The organism is Streptomyces spiroverticillatus (assembly GCA_014650415.1).
GTDB lineage: Bacteria > Actinomycetota > Actinomycetes > Streptomycetales > Streptomycetaceae > Streptomyces > Streptomyces spiroverticillatus.
Genome location: BMUX01000010.1, coordinates 206,556 through 230,843 on the forward strand (window position 1 = coordinate 206,556; position 24,288 = coordinate 230,843).

A 24,288-nucleotide genomic window follows, 5' to 3' on the forward strand; every position below is an offset into this window, starting at 1 on the left:
TGACGTCCCATCAAATCCCGGTACAGGGCTGACCGTTCCAGCAGCTCGTCGTGCGTCCCGCAGTCCGCCCGGGTCCCGTCGAGTACGAGGATCCGGTCGGCCCGCAGCGCGGAGGCCGTCCGGTGCGCCACGACCACCAGGGCCCCGGGCCGTGCGGCCAGCGTCCGCTCGGCACGCTCCTCCGCCTCGGGGTCGAGATGGCAGGTGGCCTCGTCCAGCAGCAGGAGAGGGGCGGGGGAGAGGTGGGCCCGGGCAAGGGTCACCAACTGCCTCTCCCCCTGCGACAGATGTGCGGGATCGACCTCCGCGTCCAGGCCGCCGAGCCGCGCGGCCAGGGGGCCCAGACCGAGTGCGTCGACGGCCGCCGCGACCTCGGCGGGCGTCGCCTCCGGGCGGAGGTGGGTGAGGTTCTCGCGGAGGGTCGCGGTGAAGACGTACGCCTCCTGCGGTACGAGGGTGCGCAGGGCGGGCCCGCACCCGGACCGCCCCGCGATCCTCACCACCCCTTCGTCGGGGGTGAGCAGCCCGGCCAGGACGTTGGCCAGGGTGGACTTCCCGATGCCGCTCGGCCCGACGACGGCGAGGTGCTCGCCCGGGGCGAGGGTGAGGGAGAGGTCGTCGAGCACCGGCCGCGCGCCGGGCCCGTAGGCGAGGGTGACGTGGCGGAGCTCGGCGGCGGGTGCGGGGCCCGCGGCGGGAGGGGTGCTCCGGGCCGGAGGGGGCGGGTCCGGGGGCCGGGCGAACCGGTCCAGGACGACGAGCAGCCGGGTCCCCGCCGCACCCAGGGCGGTCATCAGGGTGTGCAGGGCGGGCAGCAGCGACTGCACGAGATAGGTCAGCGCCCCCGTGAGCGCCCCCGCCCCGACCCCTCGGTCCAGCAGCCAGGGAGTCGCCAACAGCAGTAGGAGCGGCGGCAGTTGTCCCGCCACGCCGAGTGCGACCGTCCGTACGGCCGCCCACCGGGCCAGCACCCGGGCCGCCCGGGCCGCGGTGTCCGCCGACGCGTCCGCCGCGGCACCGACCTCGTCCGCGATCCCGCAGGCGGCGACGTCCCGCAGTCCGGCGGCCGCCGCACGCACCCGGTCGGCGTACGCCTCCTCCGCGTCCAGCGCGCGCCGCTGGGCGCGGGCCATGGGCCCGAGGACGCCGAGGAAGACCCCGAGCCCGAGGGCGAGGGGAGGCAGGGTGACCAGCAGGAGCTCGGGCGCCAGCGCGAACATGCCGCCGAACGCACCGACCGCGGTGAACACGAAGGACCGCGCGGTCAGCACCAGACCGGCGAAGCTGTCCCGGGCGATCTCGGTCTGCTGGGTGAGCCGGGAGACGGCGGTTCCGGGGGCGCTGGGGCCGGGCCCGGGGTCGGTGGGGCATGTCGCCGCGTGCAGGGCCTGGGCGACGGCCCTGCGGACGAGCCCGTCCCTGAACGGCTCGACCAGCGCGGCCAGTTGGGTGAAGACGCCGCGCGTCACCGGGCCCCCGGCGAGGATCGCCAGTGCCGCCACCCCCAGCCAGATCAGGCCGGTGCCCGCGTGCCCGGCCAGGAATCCGCGGTCCAGCGACTGCGCCACGCAGTAGCCGCCCAGGAAGGTCTGCGCCGACTCGGCGAGCGACCAGCCGGTGAGGCACGCCAGTGCGCCCCGGTGCCGGGCGAGGAAACGGCGGCCGTCCGCGCGCAGGCGGGTGCGGGAGGGGCGGTGCCCGCTCATGCAGGGCCTTGCTTTCCTGCGGGGCCTTGCGCGTGCACCGCGAAGACCTGCCGGTAGGCGGGGTGTGCCCAGAGCTCCTCGTGCGGGCCCGCGCCGCGCACCCGGCCCTCCTCCAGCCACACCACCCGGTCCGCCCGGGCGGCGGACGACAGGCGGTGCGCGACCACCAGCCGGGTGGCCGGGCCCACGTCCCGGGACAGGGCCTCCTCGATACGGCGTTCCGTCGCCGTGTCCAGGCTGGACGTCGCGTCGTCCAGCACGAGGAGCCGCCCCGCGTGCGCGAACGCCCGTGCCAGGCCCAGGCGTTGGTGCTCACCGCCCGACAGGGGAGCCGCTGCGGGCGCAGTGTCGTACCCGTCGGGCAGCAGTCGTACGAAATCGTCCGCACCGGCGGCCCGGGCCGCGGCCCGCACCTCGGCGGGCGTCGCCCGCCGCGCGCCCGAGGCGAGCGCCTCGCCCAGCGTCGCCCCGAAGAGCGCGGGTCGCTCGAAGGCGTACCCGATCTCTCGGCGGAGGTCCTGGCTCGCGACCTCCGGCAGGGGTACGCCGTCGAGTCGTGCGGTGCCGGAGGTCGGCGGGCACAGGCCGCCCGCCACCGCCGCCAGCGTCGACTTGCCGGAGCCGGAGCGGCCCACCACCGCCGTCGTGGTGCCGCCGGGAAGGGTCAGGGAGACGTCGGTGAGGAGCGGGACGCCGTCCGGGGCGACGCAGACCCCGCGCAGTTCCAGGGTGCCCGGGCCGCCGGGGGGCAGCGGCCGGGTGCCCGAGGGGAGGACGGGGAGGGCGAGGAGGTCGCACAGGCGGCGGGCGGCGGTCCGGCTGCGGATCAGGGTGCCGAGGAAGGTGGCCACCGCGCCGATTCCGGCCGCGAGGGCGGCGTACCGCGAAGCCGCCAGAAGGTCCCCGACGGACAGGCGGCCGGAGACCACGCCGAGCCCCGCGACGGCCGTCACCGCAGTGATCAGCAGGGGCAGCAGGATGGTGCTGCGGGCCACTGCACGGCCGTGCACCCGCCACATCCGCCGCCCCTGGACGCCGAGTTCGGGCAGCGGAGCCAGGATGCGGGCGCGGTCGCGGGCCAGAGTCCCCCCGGCGGCGATGCTGCGCGTACCGGTCAGGGCCTCCGCCAGCCGGGACGCGAGGGTGGCCTGAACGCGCTGGTAGCGGGCCACGCTGTCGGAGGAACCGGCGGCGAACGCCCGCAGCAGGAGCAGCAGCAGCGGCAGGCCCGCCGCGAAGGCCAGCGCGCACCACGGGTCGATCAGCGCCAGCGCCACGAGTCCGCCGACCGGTGCGATCAGGGACGCCGCGAGGGCCGCCCCGGCGCCGGGGGCCGCGCCCGCCTCGGTGGCGTTCGCGGACAGGCGGGTCGCGGTGTCGCCGGACGGGAATCGGGCGGCGTCACGGGGGGCGGCACGGAGCAGCCGGGCCAGTGTCCTGCGGCGCAGCCAGGCGGTGGCGTCGGCCTGCACGGTTCCGACGCACAGGGCTTCGGCGGCCTCCGCCAGCACGGCGAGGACGACCAGGGCCACGCAGACCGCCAGCCAGTGGCGGGCGCTCGCGTCGCGGGCGAGCAGGAGGTCCAGGGTGCGGCCGACGGCGGCGGGCAGGGCGAGGGCCGCGGCGGCGGAGAGGGCGGAGGCGAGGAGGAGGGCGGCGGTGCGAGCGCGGGTGTGACGGGCGGCGCGGAGGAGAAGGCGGAGGTCGGGAGGGGCGGGCGGCACGGGGGGCTCCTTGGTCGCCGGAGGGTACGGGCCGGTGGGGCTCCCGGTGCGGGGGGGGGGGGCAGGCATCCAGGGGCGCGGGGCTGTATCGATTTGCGGCTCCGCCGCGTGGGCGCGACCAGCCACGACGCACCCGCACGGAAACCTGCCCGGCACCGGGTGCCGAACCCGACCGACCCGCACGCCCGAGCGGCCCGCAGGGAGGGACCCCGCACGCGCATGCACCGCGCGTCCGAAGTCCCTCCCCATCAGCGAACGGCCGACCCGAAGGGTCAGTGACAGGTCGTCACGCTCAGGCTGCTGTCGCCGCAGAGCAGCAGGCTCGCCCGGCTGCCGCCGCCCCCGCCGCCGAGCTCGACGTCGCCGGTCGCCTCTTCCTTCGGGGTCTCCATCGACTGGAGGTCAAGAATGCTCATGATGATTCCTCTCACTGGGGACGGTGTTCTTCGGTACGGTCCCGGAAGGGACCGGCTCTGGGGGCCGCCCGCGAGGGGGCGGCGGCAGGAACGGCAGGTGTGCGGTCCCGGACGGCGGCTCGCACGCGGCGGCCAGTGCCAGCAGGCAGCCCGCCGCCCCCGTCGCGAGGTCCATCGACAGGCGCATCATCTGCTCGCCGGGAAAGGCCAGCCGGCCGTCGTGCGGTACGGCGTGCCAGGCCAGCGCGTCGATCTGGCGGCGCACGGCGTCCGCATCGGTGCCGGGGCCCGGCGCGGTGGTGCGGCTCAGGTGCAGGACCATGCCCGCCGCGCCCCGGAACAGTCCGGGCTGCGCGTAGAAGGTGGCCTGTGCGGCGGCGACGATGTCCCGGCGGGCCCGCTCGAACTCCTCGTCGGCGCGGTGCGCGAGGTAGTCGTCCAGCACCGCGCCGATGCCGACACTGCCCGCGCCGAGGTACGGCATCGTCCGCCATCCCTCGCTGACCTGGAGCGTTCCGCCCGCGCTGCGCACACACCGTGCGAGGTCCCGGCGCAGGGCGTCGGCCGCGAGGTCGAGGAGGCCCGGGTCGCCCGAGCGCTCGTACAGGCGCAGCAGGAGCAGGGCGCCGCCGGTCGCGCCGTGCAGCAGCCCGGCCCGTGCGGAGGGTTCGCGCGGCTGTGCCACCAGGTCGGCGCAGCGCAACGCCGCGTCGTGCAGGGCGCGTTCACCGGTGGCCGCGCCGAGCGCGTCGAGGGCGAGGCCGAGTCCCGCGAGTCCGCCGTGCAGGTCGGGGGCGAGGGCCTCCCAGGGCTGGGCGAGGGCGAGTTCGGTGAGTTCCAGGGCGCGGGCGCGGTGGCCGAGGTGTTCCAGGGTCCAGGCGATGCCCGCGAGCCCGTCGTAGAAGCCGAGGGGGGTGCCGGAGGTCTCGGCCCGGGAGTTCTTCCGGGCCGGGGTTCCTCCCGTACCGGCCGGGGTTCCCCCCGCACCGGCGAGGAGTTCCTTCGTACGGGCGAGGAGCCACTCCTCGCCGGGCTCGAAGCGCCCGGCGCCGCTCACGTCGAGGGCGTACAGGACGCCCGCAGCGCCGTACGCGACGTTCAATCCGCCTCCCGTGGTGGCGAATTGGGCGACGTCTCCCGGGAAGCAGCGGTCCGTCCGGTCGGGGGTCGCGGAGGCCCGTATCGCCTCGGCGAGCGAGTCGCGGCTGTGCGGCCAGTCGCCCGGTGCGACGGGGAGGTAGGGGTGGGACGGGGTGAGGGAGGGGCCGTCGGGCGTGCGGCATATCTCCTCGACCGCCTCCCGCAGGAAGCCGCGTGCCACCGGGAACTGACGGGCCGCTATCTCCGCGAGATGGGCGGCCTTCGTGCGGTCCAGGGCCAGCAGGCTGGTCAGCGGTATGAACAGGGCGAGGCGCAGGCAGGCCAGCGCATAGCGGTCCACGTCGAAGCCGCGCCGGTCGGCGGGGGCCACGAAGGCGGGGTTGGCGACGGTCTGGCGGCGGTTCTCGGCGGCGGGGGCGGCGGCCTCGAAGTCCAGGAGCACGACCTTCGACTCGTCCTCGGAGACCATGATGTTGAACAGGTGCAGGTCGTTGAAGACCACTCCGCGTGCGTGCACGGCCGCCGTCGCGTCCGCCACCAGCCCGTGGATGCGCAGCGCCCACTCGGTGTACTCCGCGAGCCGTTCCGTGCTCGGGTCGGCCTCGATCAGCGGGTGGCGGCGGGCGAAGAAGGAGTTGAGCGGCCTGCCCTCGACGAACTCCATGACCAGGAAGCGGTGTTCGCCCAGCTCGAAGCTGTCCAGCACCTCCGGCGTGCAGCCGAGCCCCGACAGCCTTTCCAGCGCGGCCTGTTCGCGCTTCAGCCGGGTCACCGCGTCCGCGCCGTCCGCGGCGAGGCCGGCGTGCGGCCTGCCCTCCTTCAGCACGACCTTCGCGCCCGTCCTGGTGTCCGTACCGACGTACACGCCACCGCCGTTGGAGAAGTGCAGTGCCTTCTCGATCGTGTAGGGCATGTCCGCGACGGTCGCCGCCGCACGCGCCGCAAGGTGGGGGTGCAGCCAGCCGGGCGGCTCGATCCACTCCGGCATCCGGAAGGCGGGCCCGCGCACGTCGGGCACGAGGACGCCGTCGGCGTTCTCCAGCGCGGGCCGCAGCTCGCCCCGCTCGTCGTAGCAGTCGCGGCGGGTGAAGCTGCCGTACCGCAGGTACACCGGTCCCCGGTTCCAGCGCAGGTCGCTGAGGACGTACGGTCCCTCCTCCCCGGCGAGCAGCGCGTCCAGGTCCGCCGCGACGGCCGCGCACCGGGCGTCGTCCGCCGGGTAGACGGTGATGAACTTGCCGCTGCCGGAGCGGTCGGCGTACTTGGCGTTGCGGGTGTGCAGGAGGTGGCGGCTCGGTACGAACTTGAACGCGACGGCGCGCGCGAGGCAGTACGCCATGACCCGCTCCAGCACCGATTCGGCGTTGTCGAGGGTGGCCGAGACGTGGATCTTCCAGCCCTGCGGGGGCAGGTGGGCCGCCATGGGCCGCAGTGCCAGCCAGTCGCCGGTGCGGTGGCGCTGCCAGCCCTCGGGGACCGGAGCGGTGGCGGCCGGGTACAGGGCGTTCCGGCCGGTGTGCGCCATCCGGTGCGGAGCGTCGTAGAAGTGCCGGTCCGCGTCGCAGAACACGGCGTACCCCTTGTTCACACGCTCTCCTCACCGTCCCGGACCCGCTGACGGACGGAACGTTGTCACGGGGCGCGGGGGGCCGGACAGTCACCGTTGTCACCGTCCGTCCATGTGGAACGCATGAGTAACCGGTTCGGGGGCAGAAGTGGCCGGGGGTGGTCCCACGGGTGTGCCTCGGTCTCGTTCGTGCAGCTCCGCATTCCAAAGCGGGGAGAACGCACGGGACCATGGCGTACTGTCGACAAGAGTTGTGAAAATCTGATGTGGGGCGGGTGCAACAGGCGTGACGATCGACAGCATGACCCAGGGCGAGGGCTCCGCGGAGTTGCTCGACCTGATGGAGTCCCGGCGGGACGAGTTCGTGCAGGGCTGGGTGCGCTCCGTCAGCGGTACCCTGCGCGGCCGGCTCAGCGCGGCCGAGGTGGCGCAGGAGCTCGGCGAGATCTACAACGCCCTCCTCGGCGCCCTCAAGCAGGGCGGACTGGCAGGCAGGGGCGACCACTTCAGCGAGGTCCGCAGCCTGCTCATAGAGCTCTCCCGCAACCGGGCCCGGCAGGGCTTCACGCCCACCGAGACCGCGCTGTGCGTGTTCTCCCTCAAGCAGGTGCTGGAGGAGGCGCTGGTCGCGTCGCCGGACGGCGCCCGCTCGTACCTCCAGCTCGCCCGTCTGCTCGACGACCTGGGCCTGTTCACCGTCGAGGAGCACGCGAAGACGCGTGAGGAGATCATCTCCTCGCAGGCCGAGCAGCTGCTCGAACTGTCCACGCCCGTCGTCAAGTTGTGGGACGGCATCCTCGGCGTGCCCCTCGTCGGCACCCTGGACTCCGCCCGCACCCAGGTCGTGATGGAGAAGCTCCTCCAGGGGCTGCTGGACTCCAACTCCACCCACGCCATCATCGACATCACCGGTGTGCCCGCCGTCGACACCCAGGTCGCCCAGCATCTGCTGAAGACCGTCGTCGCCGCCCGCATGATGGGCGCGCAGTGCATCATCTCCGGCATCCGCCCGCAGATCGCGCAGACCATCGTGGCCCTCGGCATCGAGTTCGGGGACATCGCGACCAAGGCGACGCTCGCCGCCGCCCTGCACGATGCGCTCGCCGAGATCGACGAGGCCTCCTCGCTCCGCAAGGAGGGTCTGCTGTGACGGACCGCGTACCGGTCCTCAAGATCGGTCAGATCCTGCTGGTCTCCATCCAGACGGACCTGGAGGACCAGATGGTCCTGGACCTCCAGGAAGACCTCTCCCAGCGCATCGTCGACACCAACGCCCAGGGCGTCGTCATCGACATCACCGCGCTGGAGATCGTCGACTCCTTCGTCGGCCGGATGCTCGCCACCATCGCCTCCATCTCCAGGGTGCTCGGCTCCGAGACCGTCGTCGTCGGCATGCGCCCCGCCGTCGCCATGACCCTGGTGGAGCTGGGCCTCTCCCTGCCCGGCGTGCGCACCGCGCTCACCCTCGAACGGGGAATGGAGCAGATCAAGCGTCTGAACCAGAACCCCTCCGCCCCCAGGTGAAGGAGTACGACGTCGCCGCCGACGCGGTGGAGACGATCCCGATCACCACGAGCGGCGACGTGGTCAAGGCCCGCCAGGCCGTCCGCACGCTGGCGCAGCGCACCGGGCTGTCCCTGGTCAATCAGACCAAACTGGTCACCGCCGCAAGCGAGTTGGGCCGCAATACCCTGATGTACGGGGGCGGCGGCCGGGCCCGCATCGCCGTCGTCACCCAGGGCGGCCGGACCGGCGTCTGGGCACGCTTCGAGGACGAGGGGCCGGGCATCCCGGATCTGGATCTCGCCCTCACCGACGGCTGGACCTCCGGCAGCGGCATGGGACTCGGGCTCAGCGGCGCGCGCCGTCTCGTCGACGACTTCGAGCTGGAGTCCGCCCCCGGCAAGGGCACCACCGTCAGTGTCGTGAAATGGGCACGGTGAACGCCCCGCTGCTCTCCGCAGCGGAGGACGTCATCTGGCTCCGGGCGGGCGAGGCGCTGGCGCTCGCCGCCCGCCGGGAGGCCGGTGCGCTCGCCCAGCGCCTGGGCATGAGCGCCGAGCGGACCGCCGAGGTGGAGATCGCCGCCACCGAGGCCGCCACCAACCTCCTGCGGCACGCCGACGACGGCTCGCTGATCCTGCGGGTCAGCCGGGCCGCCGACGGGGCGGCGCTGGAGATTTTGGCCCTGGACACCGGGCCCGGCATCCCCGACGTCGACGCCGCCCTGCGCGACGGCCACTCCCAGGGCGGCACGCTCGGCATCGGGCTCGGGGCGATCGCCCGGCTCTCCGACGACTTCGACGTGCACTCCCTGCACGGCCGCGGCACCCTCGTGCTCGCCCGTTTCTGGGCGCCGGGGAGCGCCGGGGGCGCGGGCGGCGAGGTGGAGCGGGCCGCCGTCCGCCACGTCGCCGGGCTCACCCGCCCGATCAGCGGGGAGACAGTGTGCGGCGACGCCTGGTCGGCCAGGGTGGAGCTGGCCGGGACCGCCGGCCCTCCGGACCGGGTCGGGCGGGTCACCGCGATGATGTGTGACGGCCTCGGCCACGGGCCGCTGGCGGCCCGCGCCAGCGAACGCGCCCGTCAGGTCTTCCAGGGCACCACCCGCACCGCGCTGCGGGACGTCCTCCAGGAGATCCACCTCGGGCTGCGCGGCACCCGGGGCGCCGCCGTCTGCGTCGTCTCCGCCGACCTCGACGCCCGGCGGGTGGAGGTGTGCGGCGTCGGCAACATCAGCGCGTTTGTCGTGGACGGCGGCCGGCGCACCGCGCTGGTCTCCCTGCCCGGCATCGTGGGCAGCCACCTGCCCTCGCTGCGGGTCTTCGACGCCGCGCTGCCTCCGGGGGCCACCGTCGTCCTGCACTCCGACGGTCTCAAGGACCGTTGGACGCCGGACGAGTTCCCGGGACTGTTCGCCCGGCAGCCGGTCATGATCGCGGGGCAGGTCCTCGGACAGGCGGGAGTGCGCCGTGACGACGCGGGCATCGTGGTGATCACCACCCCCACGTCATGAACGACCCGCGCCGCGAGGCCACCGAGGGCGACCGTCTAGAGGTCGCGCTCGGTGGCGCGCAGGACATGTTCCGGCTGCGCCGCAGCGGACAGTCCGCCTGCAAGGCGCTCGGCCTGACCAGCGTCTCCTCGGCGCGGCTGGTCACCGTACTCAGTGAGATCGGCCAGAGCCTGCTGGGCGCGGAGGGCCTGACCGCCACCCTGCGCGTCGAGGACGCCGACGTGGCGGGCACCCTGCTCGTCGCACGGTTGGGCTGGCGCGGGGACACCCCGGTGGACCCCGTGCTCGTACAGGCGGCCACCCGGCTGCTCGACGTGTGCCGCTACGTTCCCGGAAGCTCCTCCATCACTCTCGCCCAGCGTCTTCCCGCCACCGGTGCGGCCCTCGCCGAGCGCACCGAGTCCGTCCGCCGCGTCCTGCGTCGCACCGACGAGGTCGACATGCTGGAGGCGCTGCGGACCCAGAACCACCAACTGCTGCTCGCCCTGGAGGAGTCGAAGAGGCAGCAGGAGGAACTCAAGCACCTCAACGCCGAGTTGGAGGACACCAACAGCGGCGTCGTCGCCCTCTACTCCGAACTGGCCCAGGAGCTGGAGAAGACCAACAGCGGCGTCGTCGCCCTCTATGCCGAACTGGAGGAGAAGACCCGTCAGTTGAGGCTCGCCCGCGAGGCCAGCACCCGCTTCTGGGCGAACGTCAGCCACGAACTGCGCTCCCCGGCGAACTCCGTGATCGCCCTCGCCCGCCTCCTGCTGGCACCCGATGCCGAACCCCTTTCCGAGGAGCAGAGCCGTCAGGTCTCCCTGATCGCGGGCTCCGGCAACACCCTGCTCGCCCTGGTCGAGGAGCTCCTCGACGTCGCCAAGGCCGAGTCGGGGCGGCTGGACCCGCTTTTGGTCCCCACCGACCTCACCACCCTCCTCCACCAGCTCCGCGGCACCCTCCAGGGCACCGCCCAGCCCGGTGTGCTGCTCTCCATCCCCGACGTCCCGCAGGGCCTGCACCTGGTCACCGACGAGGTCATGCTGACCCGGGTGCTGCGCAATGTCCTGTCCAACGGGCTGAAGTTCACCGACCACGGCTCGGTCCGTCTCACCCTCGACACCGAGGACCGGCCGGAGGGCACGCTGTTCCGCTTCACCGTGCGAGACACCGGAGTCGGTATCCCCGCCGACCAACTGGACCGCATCTTCGAGGAGTTCTACCAGGTGCGCGGCCCGCACCAGCGCGGCAGGAGCGGCACCGGGCTCGGTCTGCCGTACGCCCGCAAGCTCACCGAACTCCTCGGCGGGCAGCTCACCCTCACCAGCACCATCGGCGAGGGCACCACGGTCACCGTGGAACTTCCCGCCGAGACCCGGGTCTCCGAACCCGCCCCGCAGGCCCCGGAACCCGCACACCCCGTACTGGACTCGCTGGTCGTCATCGACGACGACACGGCGTTCCTGGCCGCCGTGCGCCCCGTACTGCGACGGATCGCCGCACGCGTCACCGAACTGAGCGGCGACCTGGACGCCACGGCCGTGCTGGACACCGTCAAGCGAACCGGAGCCCAGGCCGTCGTGGTCGACCTGATGATGCCCACCCTGGACGGCTACCAGGTGCTCCAGGTGCTCGCCGGCGACCCCGCCACCGCACGCCTGCCGGTCGTGGTCCTCACCGCGGCCGACGCCGCCGACATCGACCGGACCCGGCTCGCACATGCCCGCGCGGTCCTGGGAAAGACGCATCTGACACCCGCCCGCATCACCGCGGCCCTGGCCCTGCGGGCGCCCGACGCCGAGCCCGTGCCACGCCCTCCCGCGCAGGAGACCGACACCGTATGACCTACCCCGCCGAAGCCGCACCCGCACTGGTACTGGTCGTCGACGACGACCCCACCAACCGCTACGTCGTCAGCACCACCCTGGTCCGGGCGGGACACCGCGTACTGGAGGCGGCCGACGGCACCCAGGCCCTCGCGCTGCTGCAGGACGCCGCACCGCTGCCGGAGATCGCCATCGTCGACGTGCGGCTCCCCGACATGACCGGCTTCGAGGTGTGCGAACGGATCAAGGCCGACGCGGCGACCACCTCCATCCCCGTGATCCACATGTCGGCCTCCGCGATCACGGTCTCCGACCGTACCCAGGGCCTCAACCGGGGCGCCGACGCCTACCTGGCCGAACCCGTCGCCCCCGCCGAGATGCTCGCCACCGTCACCGCCACCCTGCGCTACGCCCGCGCCCGCAGCCGCGCGGAGACCCTGGCCCGCCGACTGCACCGGCTCAACCAGGCCACCCTCGCCCTCTACAGCGCCCCCGACGCCCGCACCCTCGCCCAGGCCGCGGCCGACAGCGCGGCCGAACTCCTCGCCGCACCGGCCGCCGTGTCCCTCACCGTTCCCCAGAACGGCCCGTACACGGCCGCCTCGCCCATCCCGGCCGGCGCGTCCGAGGGGCCGCACTCCCCGCCGGACCCCGACCCCATGTCCCCGCACCCGCTGCACGGACAGTCCACCCGCCCCACCCTCGTGCCGCCGGCATCCTCGCTCCTCGGGGCCCGGCTGCGCACCCTCACCCCGCAGCAGTGGCCCTCCGCACCCGCGGCCCTGGCCGGGCACCCGCACCTCACCCTCGTCTCCGCCCGCGCCAAACCGTCCCGCCCGCCCGTCCACCTGGTCGTCCCGGCCACCGCCATCACCGGCCTCGACGACGAGGAAGTCCTCGCGCAGCTCGCCCACGCCTGCACCCTCGCCCTCGAAGCCCTCAACGCGTACAGCGAGGAGCACGCCCTCGCGCTCACCCTCCAGCGCGGCTTCCTCCCCGAGTTCCTGCCCGACACGACCCGCGCCGACCTCGCCGTCCGCTACCTCCCGGCGAGCAGGCAGACCGAGATCGGCGGCGACTTCTACGAGGCGCTGATCTGTCCCGCCGGGCTCGTCGTGGCCGTCGGCGACGTGGCGGGACACTCCCTGGACGCGGCGATGGTGATGGGGCAGGTGCGGCACGCGCTGCGGGCCTACGCCACCGAGGGCCACCCGCCCGACGTCGTGCTGCGCCTCCTGGACCGGCTGCTGCGCGAGACCCAGCCCGGCGTCACCGTCACCCTGTGCGTCCTGCTGCTGGAGAACGGCAGCGACACCGTGCAGGTCGCCAACGCCGGTCATCTGCCGCCCCTGCTGCGCACTCCCGACTGCTCCGCCCGCTTCGTGGAGGAGCACGGGCCGCTGCTCGGCGTCGGTCTGCCGCACCCGCCCGCGCTGCGTGTGGACGTCCCGCCGGGCTCGGAGATCCTGCTGGTCACCGACGGCCTGATCGAGCGCCGCCACCAGGACGTCGGCGAGTCCCTCCAGGCACTTGCCGCAGCCCATGCGGAGGGCCCGCGCACGCCTGAGGCCCTGTGCACTTACCTCCTGGAGAGGTTCCCGCCGGACGGCAACGACGACATAGCGCTGATGTCGGTGCACGTCAACGCGCATACGGCATAAGGGCGTTCAGCGGACCGCCTCCACCACCGCCGCCAGGTCCGCCCCCGCGCGCAGCAGCGCCACCGTCCGTACGGCGATGTCGTCGAGCCTGCGCCCGAGGAGGTACGAGGCCGAGCCCGGCCCGTCCAGCCGGTCCAGCGCGCCCATCACCTCCCGTACGGCAGGCACCCCGTACCCGGCACCGCGCAGTGCGGCCACGATGCGCGCCGCCGCGACGGCCCGGGGACCGTAGCGGCGGGCCCGCAGCGACGTCACCCGCTCCGGCAGCACGAGCCCCTCCTCCTCCCAGAAGCGCAGCGTCGAGGGCCGCACCCGCAGCGCCCCGGCGAGCTCGGTGATGGTCATGGAGTCGCTCTGGTCCGTCCCGTACGTCGCCTCCTCCTCGTACGTCCCCTCCTCGCCCCGAATGGCCCGCAGGGCCTCCTGCGCGCGCACCGTCTCGCCCCGCTCCCGCGCGAGCCCGGTGTGGACTTCGCCGATCGCGGCGGCCGCCTCGGCGAGCGTCCCGGACCGCGCCTCGGTGAGCAGCCGCCGGGCGGCGACGGGCCCGGCGGCCAGGGCGAGCGCCCGGTAGGCGCCCAGGGCGCGGACGTGGAGGGGCCCGTACTGCCGGTATCCGTTGGCCGCGCGCACCGCCGGGGGAAGCACGCCGAGCCGCTCCAGATTCCGTACCTGCTGCACCGAATACCCCGAGGCGGCCGCCACATCGACCGTCCGCAAGCCGTCACCGCTCATCCGAACCCCACACAAGCACTTGAATCCCACAGTTGAACCATGACCAACGACCCGACGAGTATCGAACAGATCCTGGCCACCGTGCGCGCCCTCCCCGGCGCCCTGGTCCTCGCACCGCGCGAGGGCGACGGGACTCCGGAGCTGGCCTGGGGCGACGCGTTCTGCTACTTCGCCCCCGACGGACAGGTGCCGCACCACACCCAGCCGTACGCCACGATCGTCACGAAGGACTACCCGGACGACACCGCCTCCGCCCTCGACGCCCCCGGCCGCTGGCGGCTCAACGTGCGGGTGGCCCGCGACACCTTCCGCGCGCTCACCGGGGAGGAGCCCCGCAGCCTCACCCTGCCCCGCGACCACACGGCCGCCGACGTCCTGCTGCCGCACCCGGTGTACGGGTCGCTCGGCTGGCTCTGCGTCGTCAACCCCGCCGCCCGCACGGCCGACTTGGCGACCCGACTGCTGCGCGAGGCGCACGAGGCGGCCCGAAACCGGGCCCTGCGACGCCGCGAAACAGATGAAGGCGAGTAAAACGGCTGGTCAGCGGCAGGGCAAGTGAATGCAAAGGAAAGTGAAAGAGACGTACAACCTTTCGAGTCCCTCGTGTGTCTGACCGTGCAGCGCCTGACGGCAGGCGCGGGAAATTTGTCGATTTTTCCGTCCCCGATTCCGTGATGGCAGGGGGTACGAGGCAAGCGGTGAGGGGCTGGTAGGCGCATGGGGAGCAGAGGGAAGAACAGTCGCGGGGCTGCGAGCGGCGGCCGACGGAAGCAGTCCGGGTCCGGCGGCCGACGCACGCAGCCGTCACCGAGCACCCGCCCGTACGACGAGCCCACCCACCGCTCGTACGACGAATCCGCCCGCCCCTCGTACGACGACCCCGCCCGCCGTCCGTACGACGAGCCCCCTCGCCGCGAGGAACCCGCCGAGCCCTACCAGGGCCGCGCCGCGGCCCGACGCGCCCAGGGAGGCGGCGGCCGGGCCGCGAACCGGCGGGGCAGGCGCAGGCCGGCCGGCCGGTTCCGCAAGCTGAAGTGGGTGCTGGCCGCACTGCTGGTGCTCGGCGGCAGCGGCATGGCCTGGGTCTACTTCAGCCTCGACGGCAACCTCAAGCAGGTCGACATCGAGGGCGCGCTCGGCACCAACCGCCCCGCCGAGGTCGACAACGGATCGCTCGACATCCTCGTCCTCGGCTCCGACTCGCGCAGCGGCTCCAACGGCGCGTACGGCAAGGACGTGGGCAGCGCCCGCGCCGACATCGCCATGGTCGTGCACGTCCACGCGGGCCACGAGAAGGCCAGCGTCGTCTCCGTGCCCCGCGACACCCTGGTGACCCGCCCCGAGTGCCAGAGCCACAGCGGCAAGCTGCGCCCCGAGGCGGAGCGGCAGGTGTTCAACACGGCGTACGAGATCGGCGGCCCGGTCTGCGCGGTGAAGACGGTGGAGCGACTCACCGGCATCCGCATGGACCACTACATGGAAGTCGACTTCAGCGGCTTCAAGCAGCTCATCGACGAGCTCGGCGGCGTCTCCATCACCACCGCCAAGGACATTGACGACCCGAAGAGCAAGCTGCAACTCCCTGCCGGTACCCACCAGTTGAACGGCGAGCAGTCCCTCGGTCTGGTCCGCACCCGCAAGACCGTCGGCGACAGCAGCGACCTGGGTCGCATCCAGCTCCAGCAGGCCTTCGTGAAGGCGCTGATGGAGCAGGTCAAGGACGTCGGCATCTTCAGCAACCCGAAGAAGCTGTACGACCTCGCGGACACCGCCACCCGCACCGTCACCACCGACTCGGGCCTCGGCTCGGTCCCCTCGCTGCTCTCCTTCGGCAACACGCTCAGCGGCATCGGCGCCAAGGACATGACGATGATCACGCTGCCGATCGACTACGACGCCAAGGACAAGTACCGGGTGATCCCGCTCAAGGAGCAGTCGCAGTTGCTCTGGCAGTCGCTGCGCGAGGACAAGCCGATACCGGAGTCGGTCACCAAGGACTCGGCGGGCGACAAGGTCGACGCGGACAAGGTCATCAAGGGCGACTGAGCGCAGGCAGCGGGCCGGACGCCGGGTCCCGGAAGGCCCAGGACTCGACATCCCGGTACCGGATCGGCCCCGGTCCGCGCCCGACGTTGCTGGCCACCAGGTGCAGCCGTGCGGCCGGCCACCGCATCCCGGCGAACCCGCTCAGCGATCCGGCGACCTCCACCACCGACGCGGGGTCGTCCCGCCGGGCCCTGGCCAGCGTCAGATGCGGCCGCAGCCGCCGCTCCTCGAACACGATCCCGCACCCCTTGACCAGCGCCCGCACTTCCCCGGCGAGCAGGTGCAGCGCATCCGTGTCCCCCTCGACACCACTCCACAGCACCCGCTCGTCGAAGTGCCCGCCGCCGGTCAGGGCGAAGGTCAGCGCCTCCCGGGACGCGGCCAGCTCGGCGAGCGGCGCACGCAGCAGGTCCACCGCCGAGACGGGCTGCTCGCCGAGGAAGGCGAGCGTGAGGTGCCAGTCCTCGATCCGGTTCCACCGCATACGGGGGTACGCCGCGTACGCGGGCCGGAGCGCCCGCGCCAGCTCGTCCTTGGCGGGGTCGGGAGGGGCAAGGGCGACGAAGACGCGGGTGGTGGCGGAGGAATTCTCGGGGTGCACGGCACCCATTCGTACCCCACCCGCACCGGCAACCCCTACCCGACCTCCTTGCCCTCCTTGCGCCGGACCATCTCGTTGATCCACACGGGGGCGTACGGCGAGGTGCACCCGGGCGACGTCGGATAGTCCTTCAGCACCCCCAACCGCTCCCCGATGCCCAGCGCCCGCGCACGCAGCTCCGGACGCTCGATGCCGATCTGGGCGAGGCAGTGGTTCATGGCCCACTGGAGCCGGTCCGGCGCGCCCTTCATCTCCTCCTCGACCACATCGAGCAGCCCGCCGAGATCCAGCCCCTGGGGCTTCTTCGCCACGCGCTCGGTGGTCAGTGCCCACCCCGCACTCGCCACGACGGGATCCGAGTCCCCCAGCCAGGCCTGCCGCAGCTCCTCCGCATGCGGGCTCTTCTTCACCACGTACCCCACGAGCCAGTCGTGCACCTTGGGCGCCCGCGTCTCGCGCACCATCGCATCCAGCTCGTCCCGCTCGAACGCCTTCGGCCGGCACACCAGCATCGCCAGCAGCCGCGCCGCCGTGTCGTTTGTCGCCCAGAGCTGCCGCGCGAGGTCCTGCTGCGTCCTGAGCCGCTTGGCGAGGGCACGCAGCTCGCTCAGCCTGACCCCGTGATCGTCCCCGTGCCGCTCGTTCACCTTGCGCGCCTTGGGGTCCTCCAGCGCGGCCAGCTCGGCCATGACCTCGGCCAGTTCCGTATCGGCCACCGGGGGGCTCCTTGCTCGGCGTATGTCGGTTTCCGTCCATGATGGGCCCTGTACACGTGTACGCAAGGACAGAAGGAGTACCGGTGGCGAGCAGGATGCACCAGGCGACGGAGAGCGCGGAATTCGACTTCGTCCTGGGGAGGGTGGAGGGCCCGGTGCTGGCGTACTTCTCCGGGACCTGGCCGAAGGCGGTGCAGGCCTGCAAGGAGATGGACGCGCTGCTGGCCGAGGCGGCCGAGGAGTACGCGGGCCGCCTGACGATCCTGAAGGCGGACATCACCCGCTGCCCCCTCCCGGTGAAGCGCTACGGCGTGACGGGAGCCCCCACCCTGGTCCTCCTCCACAACACCGAACCGGTAGCAACCACCACAGGCCCCCTGACCCACGCAACCCTCGCCGATTTCCTCGGCAGCGCCCCGTAGGGGCGCGGGGAACTGCGCGAGCAACCAACCAACAAGCCGCGCGGCGAGCGCTTTAGGTGAAGGGGCGGGACCGGGGCGAAACCCTGGGGTCCGGGGGCAGCGCCCCCGGCACGAACCGCAACCACCCACCCACCCCGCACCCGCGAACCCGAACCCGCAACTCCCCTTATCCGCCAAAGGTCTTGACAACCCCATTGGTCTGGACCAGATTTCCCCCCACGGTGGCCACCGTATCCACACCCCTCCCCACCCCCCCCGTTCCCCGGAGGCACCCCGTGGACCCCCAACGCACCCCCGCCCCCAGACGCCACCGCTCCGCCCTCACCGCCGCCCTGACCGCCGCCGCCCTCGCGGCCATCGGCATGGCCACCGCCCCCACCGCCCAGGCCGCCGACCTCAACGTCGCCAAGAACGCGGGCTTCGAGTCCGGCCTCGCCAACTGGACCTGTACGGCGGGCACTTCCACCACCACCCCCGTCCGCACCGGCGCCTCCGCCCTCAAGGCCACCCCCGCCGGCCAGGACAACGCCCGCTGCTCCCAGGTCGTCGCCGTGAAGCCCGGCGCGACGTACACCCTCTCCGCCTGGACCCAGGGCGGCTACGCCTACCTCGGCGCGAGCGGCACCGGCACCACCGACGTGTCGACCTGGTCGCCCGGCTCCACCGACTGGAAGCAGCTCACCACCACCTTCAAGGCGGGCCCGAACACCAAGAACGTCACCGTCTACACCCACGGCTGGTACGGCCAGGCGGCCTACTTCGTGGACGACGTCTCGGTCTTCGGCCCGGACGGAGGCGGCGGCCCCGACCCGGAGCCCGGCATCCCGGCGACCCCCACCGGCCTGACCGTGGGCTCGCCCACCTCGACCTCCCTCACCCTGTCCTGGTCCGGGGCCACGGGCGCCACCTCGTACAACATCTACCGGAACGGTACGAAGCTGCCCCCGGCGACCGGCACTTCGACCACCGTCACCGGCCTGACCCCCGACACGGCCTACGACTTCCAGATCACCGCAGTGAACTCAGCAGGCGAGTCCGCCAAGTCCGCGACCGTCAGCGGCCGCACCGCCAAGGGCGACACGAACCCCAACCCCAACGTCCCCAAGCACGCCCTGACCGGCTACTGGCAGAACTTCAACAACGGCGCGACCGTCCAGAAGCTCCGTGACGTGCAGTCCCAGTACGACATCATCGCCGTCTCCTTCGCGGACTCCACGACCACCCCCGGCCAGATCACCTTCAACCTCGACCCGGCGGTGGGCTACGCCAATGTCGCCGACTTCAAGGCGGACATCGCCGCGAAGAAGGCGGCCGGCAAGTCGGTGATCGTCTCCGTGGGCGGCGAGAAGGGCAACGTCACGATCAACAGCGACGCCTCCGCCACGGCCTTCGCCACCAGCGCGTACGCGCTCATGCAGGAGTACGGTTTCAACGGCGTCGACATCGACCTCGAACACGGCATCAACTCCACCTACCTGACCAAGGCCCTGCGCCAGCTGTCCGCCAAGGCGGGCCCGAACATGGTCCTCACGATGGCCCCCCAGACCATCGACATGCAGTCCACCGGCACCGAGTACTTCAAGGCGGCCCTCGCCGTGAAGGACATCCTCACCGTCGTGAACATGCAGTACTACAACTCCGGCGCCATGCTGGGCTGCGACGGCAAGGTCTACAGCCAGGGCTCGGTCGACTTCCTCACCGCACTCGCCTGCATCCAGCTCGAAGGCGGCCTCGACGCCTCCCAGGTCGGCCTGGGCGTCCCCGCCTCCACCCGCGGCGCGGGCAGCGGCTACGTCTCCCCGGCCATCGTCAACAACGCCCTCGACTGCCTCACCAAGGGCACCGGCTGCGGCTCCTTCAAGCCCACCAAGACCTACCCCGCCCTGCGCGGCGCCATGACCTGGTCCACCAACTGGGACGCCACCGCCGCCAACGCCTGGTCCAACGCGGTCGGCCCCCACGTCCACGGCCTCCCGTAACCAGCTCCTCCCCCCAACGCACCCTGCCCGTACGGGAGTTCATCCGTACGGGCAGGGTGTCCCACGTTCCGCCCTGCGGGCTCTGGCATCATCGGGCGCATGGACACGGGTAACGCGAACGCGACGACAACGGCCGGATTGGAGAACCACGTCCGCAGTTTCTTCGCCGGTCACTCCACCGCCCGCGTCGACTACGACCTGGGCCGTGGAACCCGTGGATCCACATCCGGCCTGCACATCCTGGAGGTCTCCCCGGGTCCCCGGGCCGACAGTTGGACCTACGCGACCGCCGGTGCGTCGCTCCCTTCCGCGAACGCTGCCGGGGCGGGCCGGCAGGGGCTGGAGTTCGTCCTGAGCGCCCCGGCCCGTGACCCGCGCTTCGCCGACCTGCTGGCCATGACGGCCTTCTACCACCGCGGCCCCGAGCCGCATCCTCTCGACGTGGGGCACAGCGTTCCGATCGGCGAGGCCTGGCTGCCCGGCTCGGCCTGCGACCACTTCCTGGTCAGCCTGCCCTACCTGCACGGCCCGGCCCTGGAGAACTGCACGCTGCCGCACGGCCACCACGCACGTTTCCTGTGGCTGATGCCCGTCACGTCCTCGGAGATCGCGTACCGCCGCACCCACGGCACCGAAGCGCTGGAGCAACTCCTCGACGCGGCTGCCGTCAACCCGGTGGACCCGCGCCGCGCCTCTGTCGCGTGACCGGGTTCCTTACGCGCATGAGGGCGGGCCGGATAGGTCGGTGACCCGATCGGGTGTCGTGCTGTTGCCGGGTGTGCGTGGCTCCGGTGGAGTGGTGCGGGTGTGTGTAGGAACGTAACTCTTCCGTATGAATGAGTGGATTCGTACGGGCAGGCGCATGCACGGCACGGGCACACAGGCACCGCGACAGGGACAAGAGGTGGCCGCGATGGCAACCCGTACGGCCAGCAAGGGCACCGGGGTACGCAACAAGGGCAGCCGGGAAGCGAAGGCGGACGAGGTCGTGGCGCCCGCCGTGGTCGAGGCGCCGACCGACGCGCCGCCCGGGCGCACCGACCCCGAACTCCTGATCCGGGCGTCCGTGCTGCTCGCCGACGCCGCTCTCGCCGCCAAGCAGGCCGGTGCCGAGATGACCGCCGCCACCTTCAGCTGGCGGGTCGGGCTCAACGCGCTGAAGCGGCCCCTGTGGGCGTTCGGCGCCCTGGCCTCCACCGCCCGCGCGCTCACCAACCCGGGCGGCCTCGGCTTCACCGCCAACGGGGGCGTCCTCGGTGAGACCACCCGTTCCGCCGCCGCCCTCGCCCGGCTCAGGTCGACCCCCGTCTCCATGGCCGTCGACGCGTTCGCCATGCGTATCGAGGCCGCCGCCATCGAGCACCCCAACCTGGCCGCCCCTCTGGCCAAGGACCTCACCGACGCGCTCGTGGCGGGCAAGCGGCTGGATGCGCTCCGGGCCGCCCGCCGCCTCGTCGATCTCATGGGCGTCACCCGCACCCTGACCACCGTCAGTCCCGTCCTGATGGAGCTGTTCGCCCTCATCGCCCTGCTCGACGAGAACCCCGCCAACGACGACTTCGCCTGGGTCACCCTGGCCGGCGGCGTCCCCACCACGGACCCCTTCCTCGGGTTGCCCGCCGGACTGGTCCGGCAACTCAACCCCGGCCCCGGCCGCGCCGAGCGCGCCGACCCCGACGCCATCCTGGAACGCTGCCTGGCCCGCTCCAGCAACGAGATCGTCAGCTACATCGACGACATCGCGGCCCTCGGCAACCACGGTCTCGCCCTGCTCCGCCGCATCCGCTGCACGGACGGCTCCGAACGGCACGTCCTGTTGCTGCCCGGCACGAGCTTCGGCCTGCTGCGCAACAGCACCACCCAGGACCTCGTCGGCGCCTTCGACGGCGCCCTGCGCACCGACACCACGTACACGCGCGCGGTCAAGCAGCTGCTGGTCCGCTCGGGCGTTCCCGTCGGTTCCGACCTGATGATCGTCGGGCACAGCCTCGGCGGGATCACCGCCATGAACCTGGCGACCGACCTCGACCTGGTCTCCACGTACCGGCTCACCCACATCGTCACCGTCGGCTCGCCCATCGACAACAAGCGGCCCGCCGACCCCGACACCCAGGTCATCAGCCTCGTCAACAAGTACGACGTCATCCCCAACCTGGACGGCCGCGGCCCCTCCTCGCCCAACGACATCCCCGAGCACTGGGTCGAACTGGCCTGGCTGGACGACACCTACGACTACCCGCTGTCCCACGCGCCCCAGTCGTACTCCGGCACCCTGCGCAACGCGATGCCCCAGCACCGCGAGCACGTCAACGCGCTGATCACGGCCTACGACGGCGAGATCGTCGGCAACCAGCCGTACCTGCTGCTCGACAAGTAACTCCGGCCGGTGGGTCTTCCGGCCCGCCCCGTCCTCGTACGCCACGAAAGGCCGCCCGATGACCGTCCTCCACGACCCGACCGAGTCCCGCGAGCCCGCCACCGCCCGGCCGCTGGAGAACGTCCTGTTCGGTGCCGCACTGGCCGCCCAGCGCATCCCGTGGATCGACGCGCCCGCCCGTGCGCTCGGGCTGACCCCGCTCACCCGCGAGAGCCTCACCCGGCAGCTCATGTCCCACCTCAAGGGCAGCACCTCGGGCCGCCCGGTCCGGCTGCACACACCCTTCGGCGCCTACCTCGCCCCGCTCGACGCCGACGACGCCGCCGACCTGCTCGCCCGCGCCCACGACGCGGGGGCGCTCGGCCGCGCCGACCACCTCACCCCCGAGGGCCGCCGCCACCCCGTCGCCCCGCACGCGGCCGTGCCCGTGCCGCCGGCGTTCCTGCGGGACGTGCACGCGCTGGCCGCGCAGGAGGCGGCGCACCTGATCGCCGCCCGCCACGCCGACGCCACCGTGTCCTGGGAGGACTGGTGCACGGTCGCCGGACGCCTGGCCAGGCGGGTCGTCCTGGGCGAAGCGGCGGCCGAGGACACCCTGCTCGGGGACCTGCTCGCGGCGGCGGGCAGCGCCGAGGACGCCCACGAGTACACCGAGCGGGCCGCCGCACTGCACCGCCGCCTCGCCCGGCACCTGCGCGACGGCGGGGGACTCGTCGACGTAGCGGAGGCCACCGGCGAGGAGACCGCGGCGGCCGTGGAGCACACGCTCGACCTGCTCACCCAGGCCACCACGCACACCGCGCGCCAGGCCCTCGCGCTGCTCGCCGTGCAGCCCGCACTGCCCGCGCCGTCCGTGCGGGAGCGCGCCGAGGCCGCCGTCGACGAGGCGCTGCGCCGCTACCCGCCGAGGGCGGCGACGAGTTACGAGGTGCTCGCCCCCTTCCGCTGGCACGACGTGTCCATCGAGGCCGGGACGGACGTCCTGTGCGCCACCGCCTGGCTCAACGCCCTCGCGGAGGGCCCCGGCGCGGCGCCCTCGCTGTGCGCGGTGCCGGGGGAGTGCGAGGCGGCCGACCTGGCGGTGTTCACCGCGCGTGCGCTGGTCACCGCGCTCGCCGAGGCCGTCGAACCGGTCGTCCTGGCACCCCGCCTGGACCCGGACGACCTGCCCACGAGCCTGCCCCCGGCGACCCTCTCCGTAGCCCTCGTCGCGGCGGACGGCTCCGCAACGCCCGCGCCGTCCGCCGAGCCCGCGCCCGCCCCGGCCCAGGGCCGTACCCCCGCCCACTACGCGGCCCTGACCAGGCAGAGCGCGCACAGCCTCGAAGAGCACGCCCAGCGGCTCGCCGAGTGCGCCCGCGACAGCGGCTGGAACCACGACGCCGTCGGCGAACGCTCCCGGATGCTCCTGCTCGCCCACGCCGAACGCTGCCGCCGCGCGGCGGCCGACGTGCGGAACGCGGCGCGCTGGCTGGCTCATTGAGGGGTACGCACACGTCGTACGCACACCGGGCTCAGTGGAACGGCGACGTCCGCCTCGCCCGGTCCCGGTCCACCATCTTCTGCACCGTCGCCTGCGCCTCGTCGCACAACAGCCGTGCCGCCGCGGCCCGTTCGGCGAAGGAGTCAGGCCGTACGGGAGCGGGAATCGGCTCCCCGAACGAGATCAGCCATTTCGACGGCAGCGGCAGCAGCGTGGTGACCGGGAAATACGGCAGCCCGGTCAACTGCGCCAGGAAATCGACCTCGCCGAGCTTCGGATACGCCTCCTCCGCGCCCACGATCGACACGGGCACCACCGGCGCACCGGCCCGCATCGCCGTCACCGCGAATCCCGTACTGAACGTACGCAGCCGGTACCGCTGCCGGAACGGCTTGCGCACCCCGGCGAATCCCTCGGGAAACAGTCCGACGGCCCGCCCCGCCGCGAGCCGGTCCAGGCCCACCGTCGGGTCGTTCTCGAAGATTCCGGCCTTGCGTGCGGTCGAGGCGACGACGGGGAATTTGAACACCAGGCTGGACGCCATGATGTCGACCGGCCTCGGCAGGTCCCGGTCCAGCACTTCGTTCAGGATGAAACCGTCGAGGGCCCATGCGCCGGAATGATTGGCGACAAGTATCACCGGACCGGACTGCGGAATGTTCTCCATTCCGGAGGTCTCCACCCGGAAATACGCCTCGGAGAGCCAGGCCATCAGCCCCCGCAGCGCTTTGTCGCCGACGTCCTCCACCCATTCCTGCACGGATCCCGGTTCGGAAACCGAATGATGCACGGCCAGCCCGCCTCACGTACTCAAGGGCCCAATAAGGGAATTTGCCAAGTATGTCGACGGGTCGTCCGGAACTTCTCGATACAGTGCCGGGCAGCACTGAAACAGCACAAATACCCCGACCGACTCTCAAATGACCCCGT

At 72.7% G+C, this 24,288-nt stretch carries 20 protein-coding genes and 1 pseudogene; 13 read left to right on the forward strand and 8 right to left on the reverse strand.

Translation table 11 applies throughout. The features are described from left to right. Nucleotides 1-5: 5 nt before the first annotated feature. The 4 genes and pseudogenes from IE269_RS26045 to lanKC form a co-directional block, all read right to left on the reverse strand. A pseudogene (locus tag IE269_RS26045) lies at nt 6-1,706 on the reverse strand (ATP-binding cassette domain-containing protein); the annotation flags it as partial. Then, a complete protein-coding gene (locus IE269_RS26050; RefSeq protein WP_308436982.1) occupies nt 1,703-3,430 on the reverse strand; it encodes an ATP-binding cassette domain-containing protein in 1,728 nt (575 codons plus the stop codon). The pseudogene IE269_RS26045 and the gene IE269_RS26050, both read right to left, overlap by 4 nt. A 272-nt stretch (nt 3,431-3,702) precedes the next feature. After that, entirely contained in the window at nt 3,703-3,846 is a 144-nt protein-coding gene (locus IE269_RS26055; RefSeq protein WP_189825575.1) for a SapB/AmfS family lanthipeptide, read from the reverse strand. Next, nucleotides 3,833-6,535: a class III lanthionine synthetase LanKC gene (gene lanKC, locus IE269_RS26060; RefSeq protein ID WP_189825576.1), complete on the reverse strand. Its 2,703-nt coding sequence runs from the start codon at nt 6,533-6,535 to the stop codon at nt 3,833-3,835. Before lanKC ends, IE269_RS26055 begins: the two co-directional genes overlap by 14 nt. 280 nt (nt 6,536-6,815) lie before the next feature. On the opposite strand from lanKC, the gene IE269_RS26065 reads away from it, so the two are divergent. The 6 genes from IE269_RS26065 to IE269_RS26090 all read left to right on the forward strand — a co-directional run bounded on the left by IE269_RS26065 (nt 6,816) and on the right by IE269_RS26090 (nt 12,999). Further along, complete coding sequence (locus IE269_RS26065; protein WP_189825704.1) at nt 6,816-7,664, forward strand: STAS domain-containing protein; 849 nt, start codon at nt 6,816-6,818, stop codon at nt 7,662-7,664. Then, nucleotides 7,661-8,038 carry an STAS domain-containing protein gene (locus IE269_RS26070; protein ID WP_189825577.1) on the forward strand — a complete coding sequence of 126 codons (378 nt, stop codon included), beginning with the start codon at nt 7,661-7,663 and terminating at the stop codon, nt 8,036-8,038. The genes IE269_RS26065 and IE269_RS26070 overlap by 4 nt, the downstream gene beginning before the upstream one ends. Beyond that, nucleotides 8,035-8,457, forward strand: coding sequence for an anti-sigma regulatory factor (locus IE269_RS26075; RefSeq protein ID WP_189825578.1), 423 nt, complete (start codon nt 8,035-8,037; stop codon nt 8,455-8,457). The genes IE269_RS26070 and IE269_RS26075 overlap by 4 nt, the downstream gene beginning before the upstream one ends. Beyond that, nucleotides 8,445-9,530 carry an ATP-binding SpoIIE family protein phosphatase gene (locus tag IE269_RS26080; RefSeq protein WP_189825579.1) on the forward strand — a complete coding sequence of 362 codons (1,086 nt, stop codon included), beginning with the start codon at nt 8,445-8,447 and terminating at the stop codon, nt 9,528-9,530. Before IE269_RS26075 ends, IE269_RS26080 begins: the two co-directional genes overlap by 13 nt. Before the next feature lie 65 nt (nt 9,531-9,595). Then, a complete protein-coding gene (locus tag IE269_RS26085) occupies nt 9,596-11,356 on the forward strand; it encodes an ATP-binding protein (protein ID WP_438817628.1) in 1,761 nt (586 codons plus the stop codon). Then, the gene (locus IE269_RS26090) at nt 11,353-12,999 is read left to right on the forward strand and encodes a fused response regulator/phosphatase (protein ID WP_189825581.1); all 1,647 of its coding nucleotides are present in this window, start codon (nt 11,353-11,355) and stop codon (nt 12,997-12,999) included. Before IE269_RS26085 ends, IE269_RS26090 begins: the two co-directional genes overlap by 4 nt. A 6-nt stretch (nt 13,000-13,005) precedes the next feature. On the opposite strand, the gene IE269_RS26095 is transcribed toward IE269_RS26090, so the two are convergent. Next, the gene (locus IE269_RS26095) at nt 13,006-13,734 is read right to left on the reverse strand and encodes a MerR family transcriptional regulator (protein ID WP_189825582.1); all 729 of its coding nucleotides are present in this window, start codon (nt 13,732-13,734) and stop codon (nt 13,006-13,008) included. A gap of 60 nt (nt 13,735-13,794) precedes the next feature. Here IE269_RS26095 and IE269_RS26100 point away from each other — a divergent pair, with 60 nt between their 5' ends. Together IE269_RS26100 and IE269_RS26105 are read left to right on the forward strand one after the other, a co-directional pair. Next, nucleotides 13,795-14,265 carry a DUF6194 family protein gene (locus IE269_RS26100; RefSeq protein ID WP_189825705.1) on the forward strand — a complete coding sequence of 157 codons (471 nt, stop codon included), beginning with the start codon at nt 13,795-13,797 and terminating at the stop codon, nt 14,263-14,265. Nucleotides 14,266-14,451: 186 nt separating this feature from the next. Then, nucleotides 14,452-15,780 (forward strand): LCP family protein, encoded by a 1,329-nt coding sequence (locus IE269_RS26105; RefSeq protein ID WP_229898226.1) that lies wholly within the window; start codon nt 14,452-14,454, stop codon nt 15,778-15,780. Here the strand turns inward: IE269_RS26105 and thpR are convergent. Both thpR and IE269_RS26115 read right to left on the reverse strand, forming a co-directional pair. Further along, a complete protein-coding gene (gene thpR, locus IE269_RS26110) occupies nt 15,767-16,381 on the reverse strand; it encodes an RNA 2',3'-cyclic phosphodiesterase (RefSeq protein ID WP_229898227.1) in 615 nt (204 codons plus the stop codon). The genes IE269_RS26105 and thpR overlap by 14 nt on opposite strands. Before the next feature lie 35 nt (nt 16,382-16,416). After that, the gene (locus IE269_RS26115; RefSeq protein ID WP_189825707.1) at nt 16,417-17,070 is read right to left on the reverse strand and encodes a DNA alkylation repair protein; all 654 of its coding nucleotides are present in this window, start codon (nt 17,068-17,070) and stop codon (nt 16,417-16,419) included. A gap of 110 nt (nt 17,071-17,180) precedes the next feature. Here IE269_RS26115 and IE269_RS26120 point away from each other — a divergent pair, with 110 nt between their 5' ends. From IE269_RS26120 to IE269_RS26140, 5 genes are all read left to right on the forward strand, one after another. Continuing rightward, nucleotides 17,181-17,519: a thioredoxin family protein gene (locus tag IE269_RS26120; RefSeq protein ID WP_189825584.1), complete on the forward strand. Its 339-nt coding sequence runs from the start codon at nt 17,181-17,183 to the stop codon at nt 17,517-17,519. 275 nt (nt 17,520-17,794) lie between these two features. Then, nucleotides 17,795-19,498, forward strand: coding sequence for a chitinase (locus IE269_RS26125; RefSeq protein WP_438817626.1), 1,704 nt, complete (start codon nt 17,795-17,797; stop codon nt 19,496-19,498). Between the two features lie 138 nt (nt 19,499-19,636). Next, nucleotides 19,637-20,203: a suppressor of fused domain protein gene (locus IE269_RS26130; RefSeq protein ID WP_438817629.1), complete on the forward strand. Its 567-nt coding sequence runs from the start codon at nt 19,637-19,639 to the stop codon at nt 20,201-20,203. Between the two features lie 208 nt (nt 20,204-20,411). Beyond that, nucleotides 20,412-21,875, forward strand: coding sequence for a lipase family protein (locus IE269_RS26135; protein WP_189825586.1), 1,464 nt, complete (start codon nt 20,412-20,414; stop codon nt 21,873-21,875). Nucleotides 21,876-21,933: 58 nt separating this feature from the next. Beyond that, nucleotides 21,934-23,358: a cytochrome P450 family protein gene (locus IE269_RS26140; RefSeq protein ID WP_189825587.1), complete on the forward strand. Its 1,425-nt coding sequence runs from the start codon at nt 21,934-21,936 to the stop codon at nt 23,356-23,358. 31 nt (nt 23,359-23,389) lie between these two features. Here IE269_RS26140 and IE269_RS26145 read toward each other — a convergent pair whose 3' ends face one another. Then, nucleotides 23,390-24,118, reverse strand: a complete 729-nt coding sequence (locus IE269_RS26145; RefSeq protein WP_189825588.1) for a lysophospholipid acyltransferase family protein — start codon at nt 24,116-24,118, stop codon at nt 23,390-23,392. Nucleotides 24,119-24,288 lie beyond the last annotated feature (170 nt).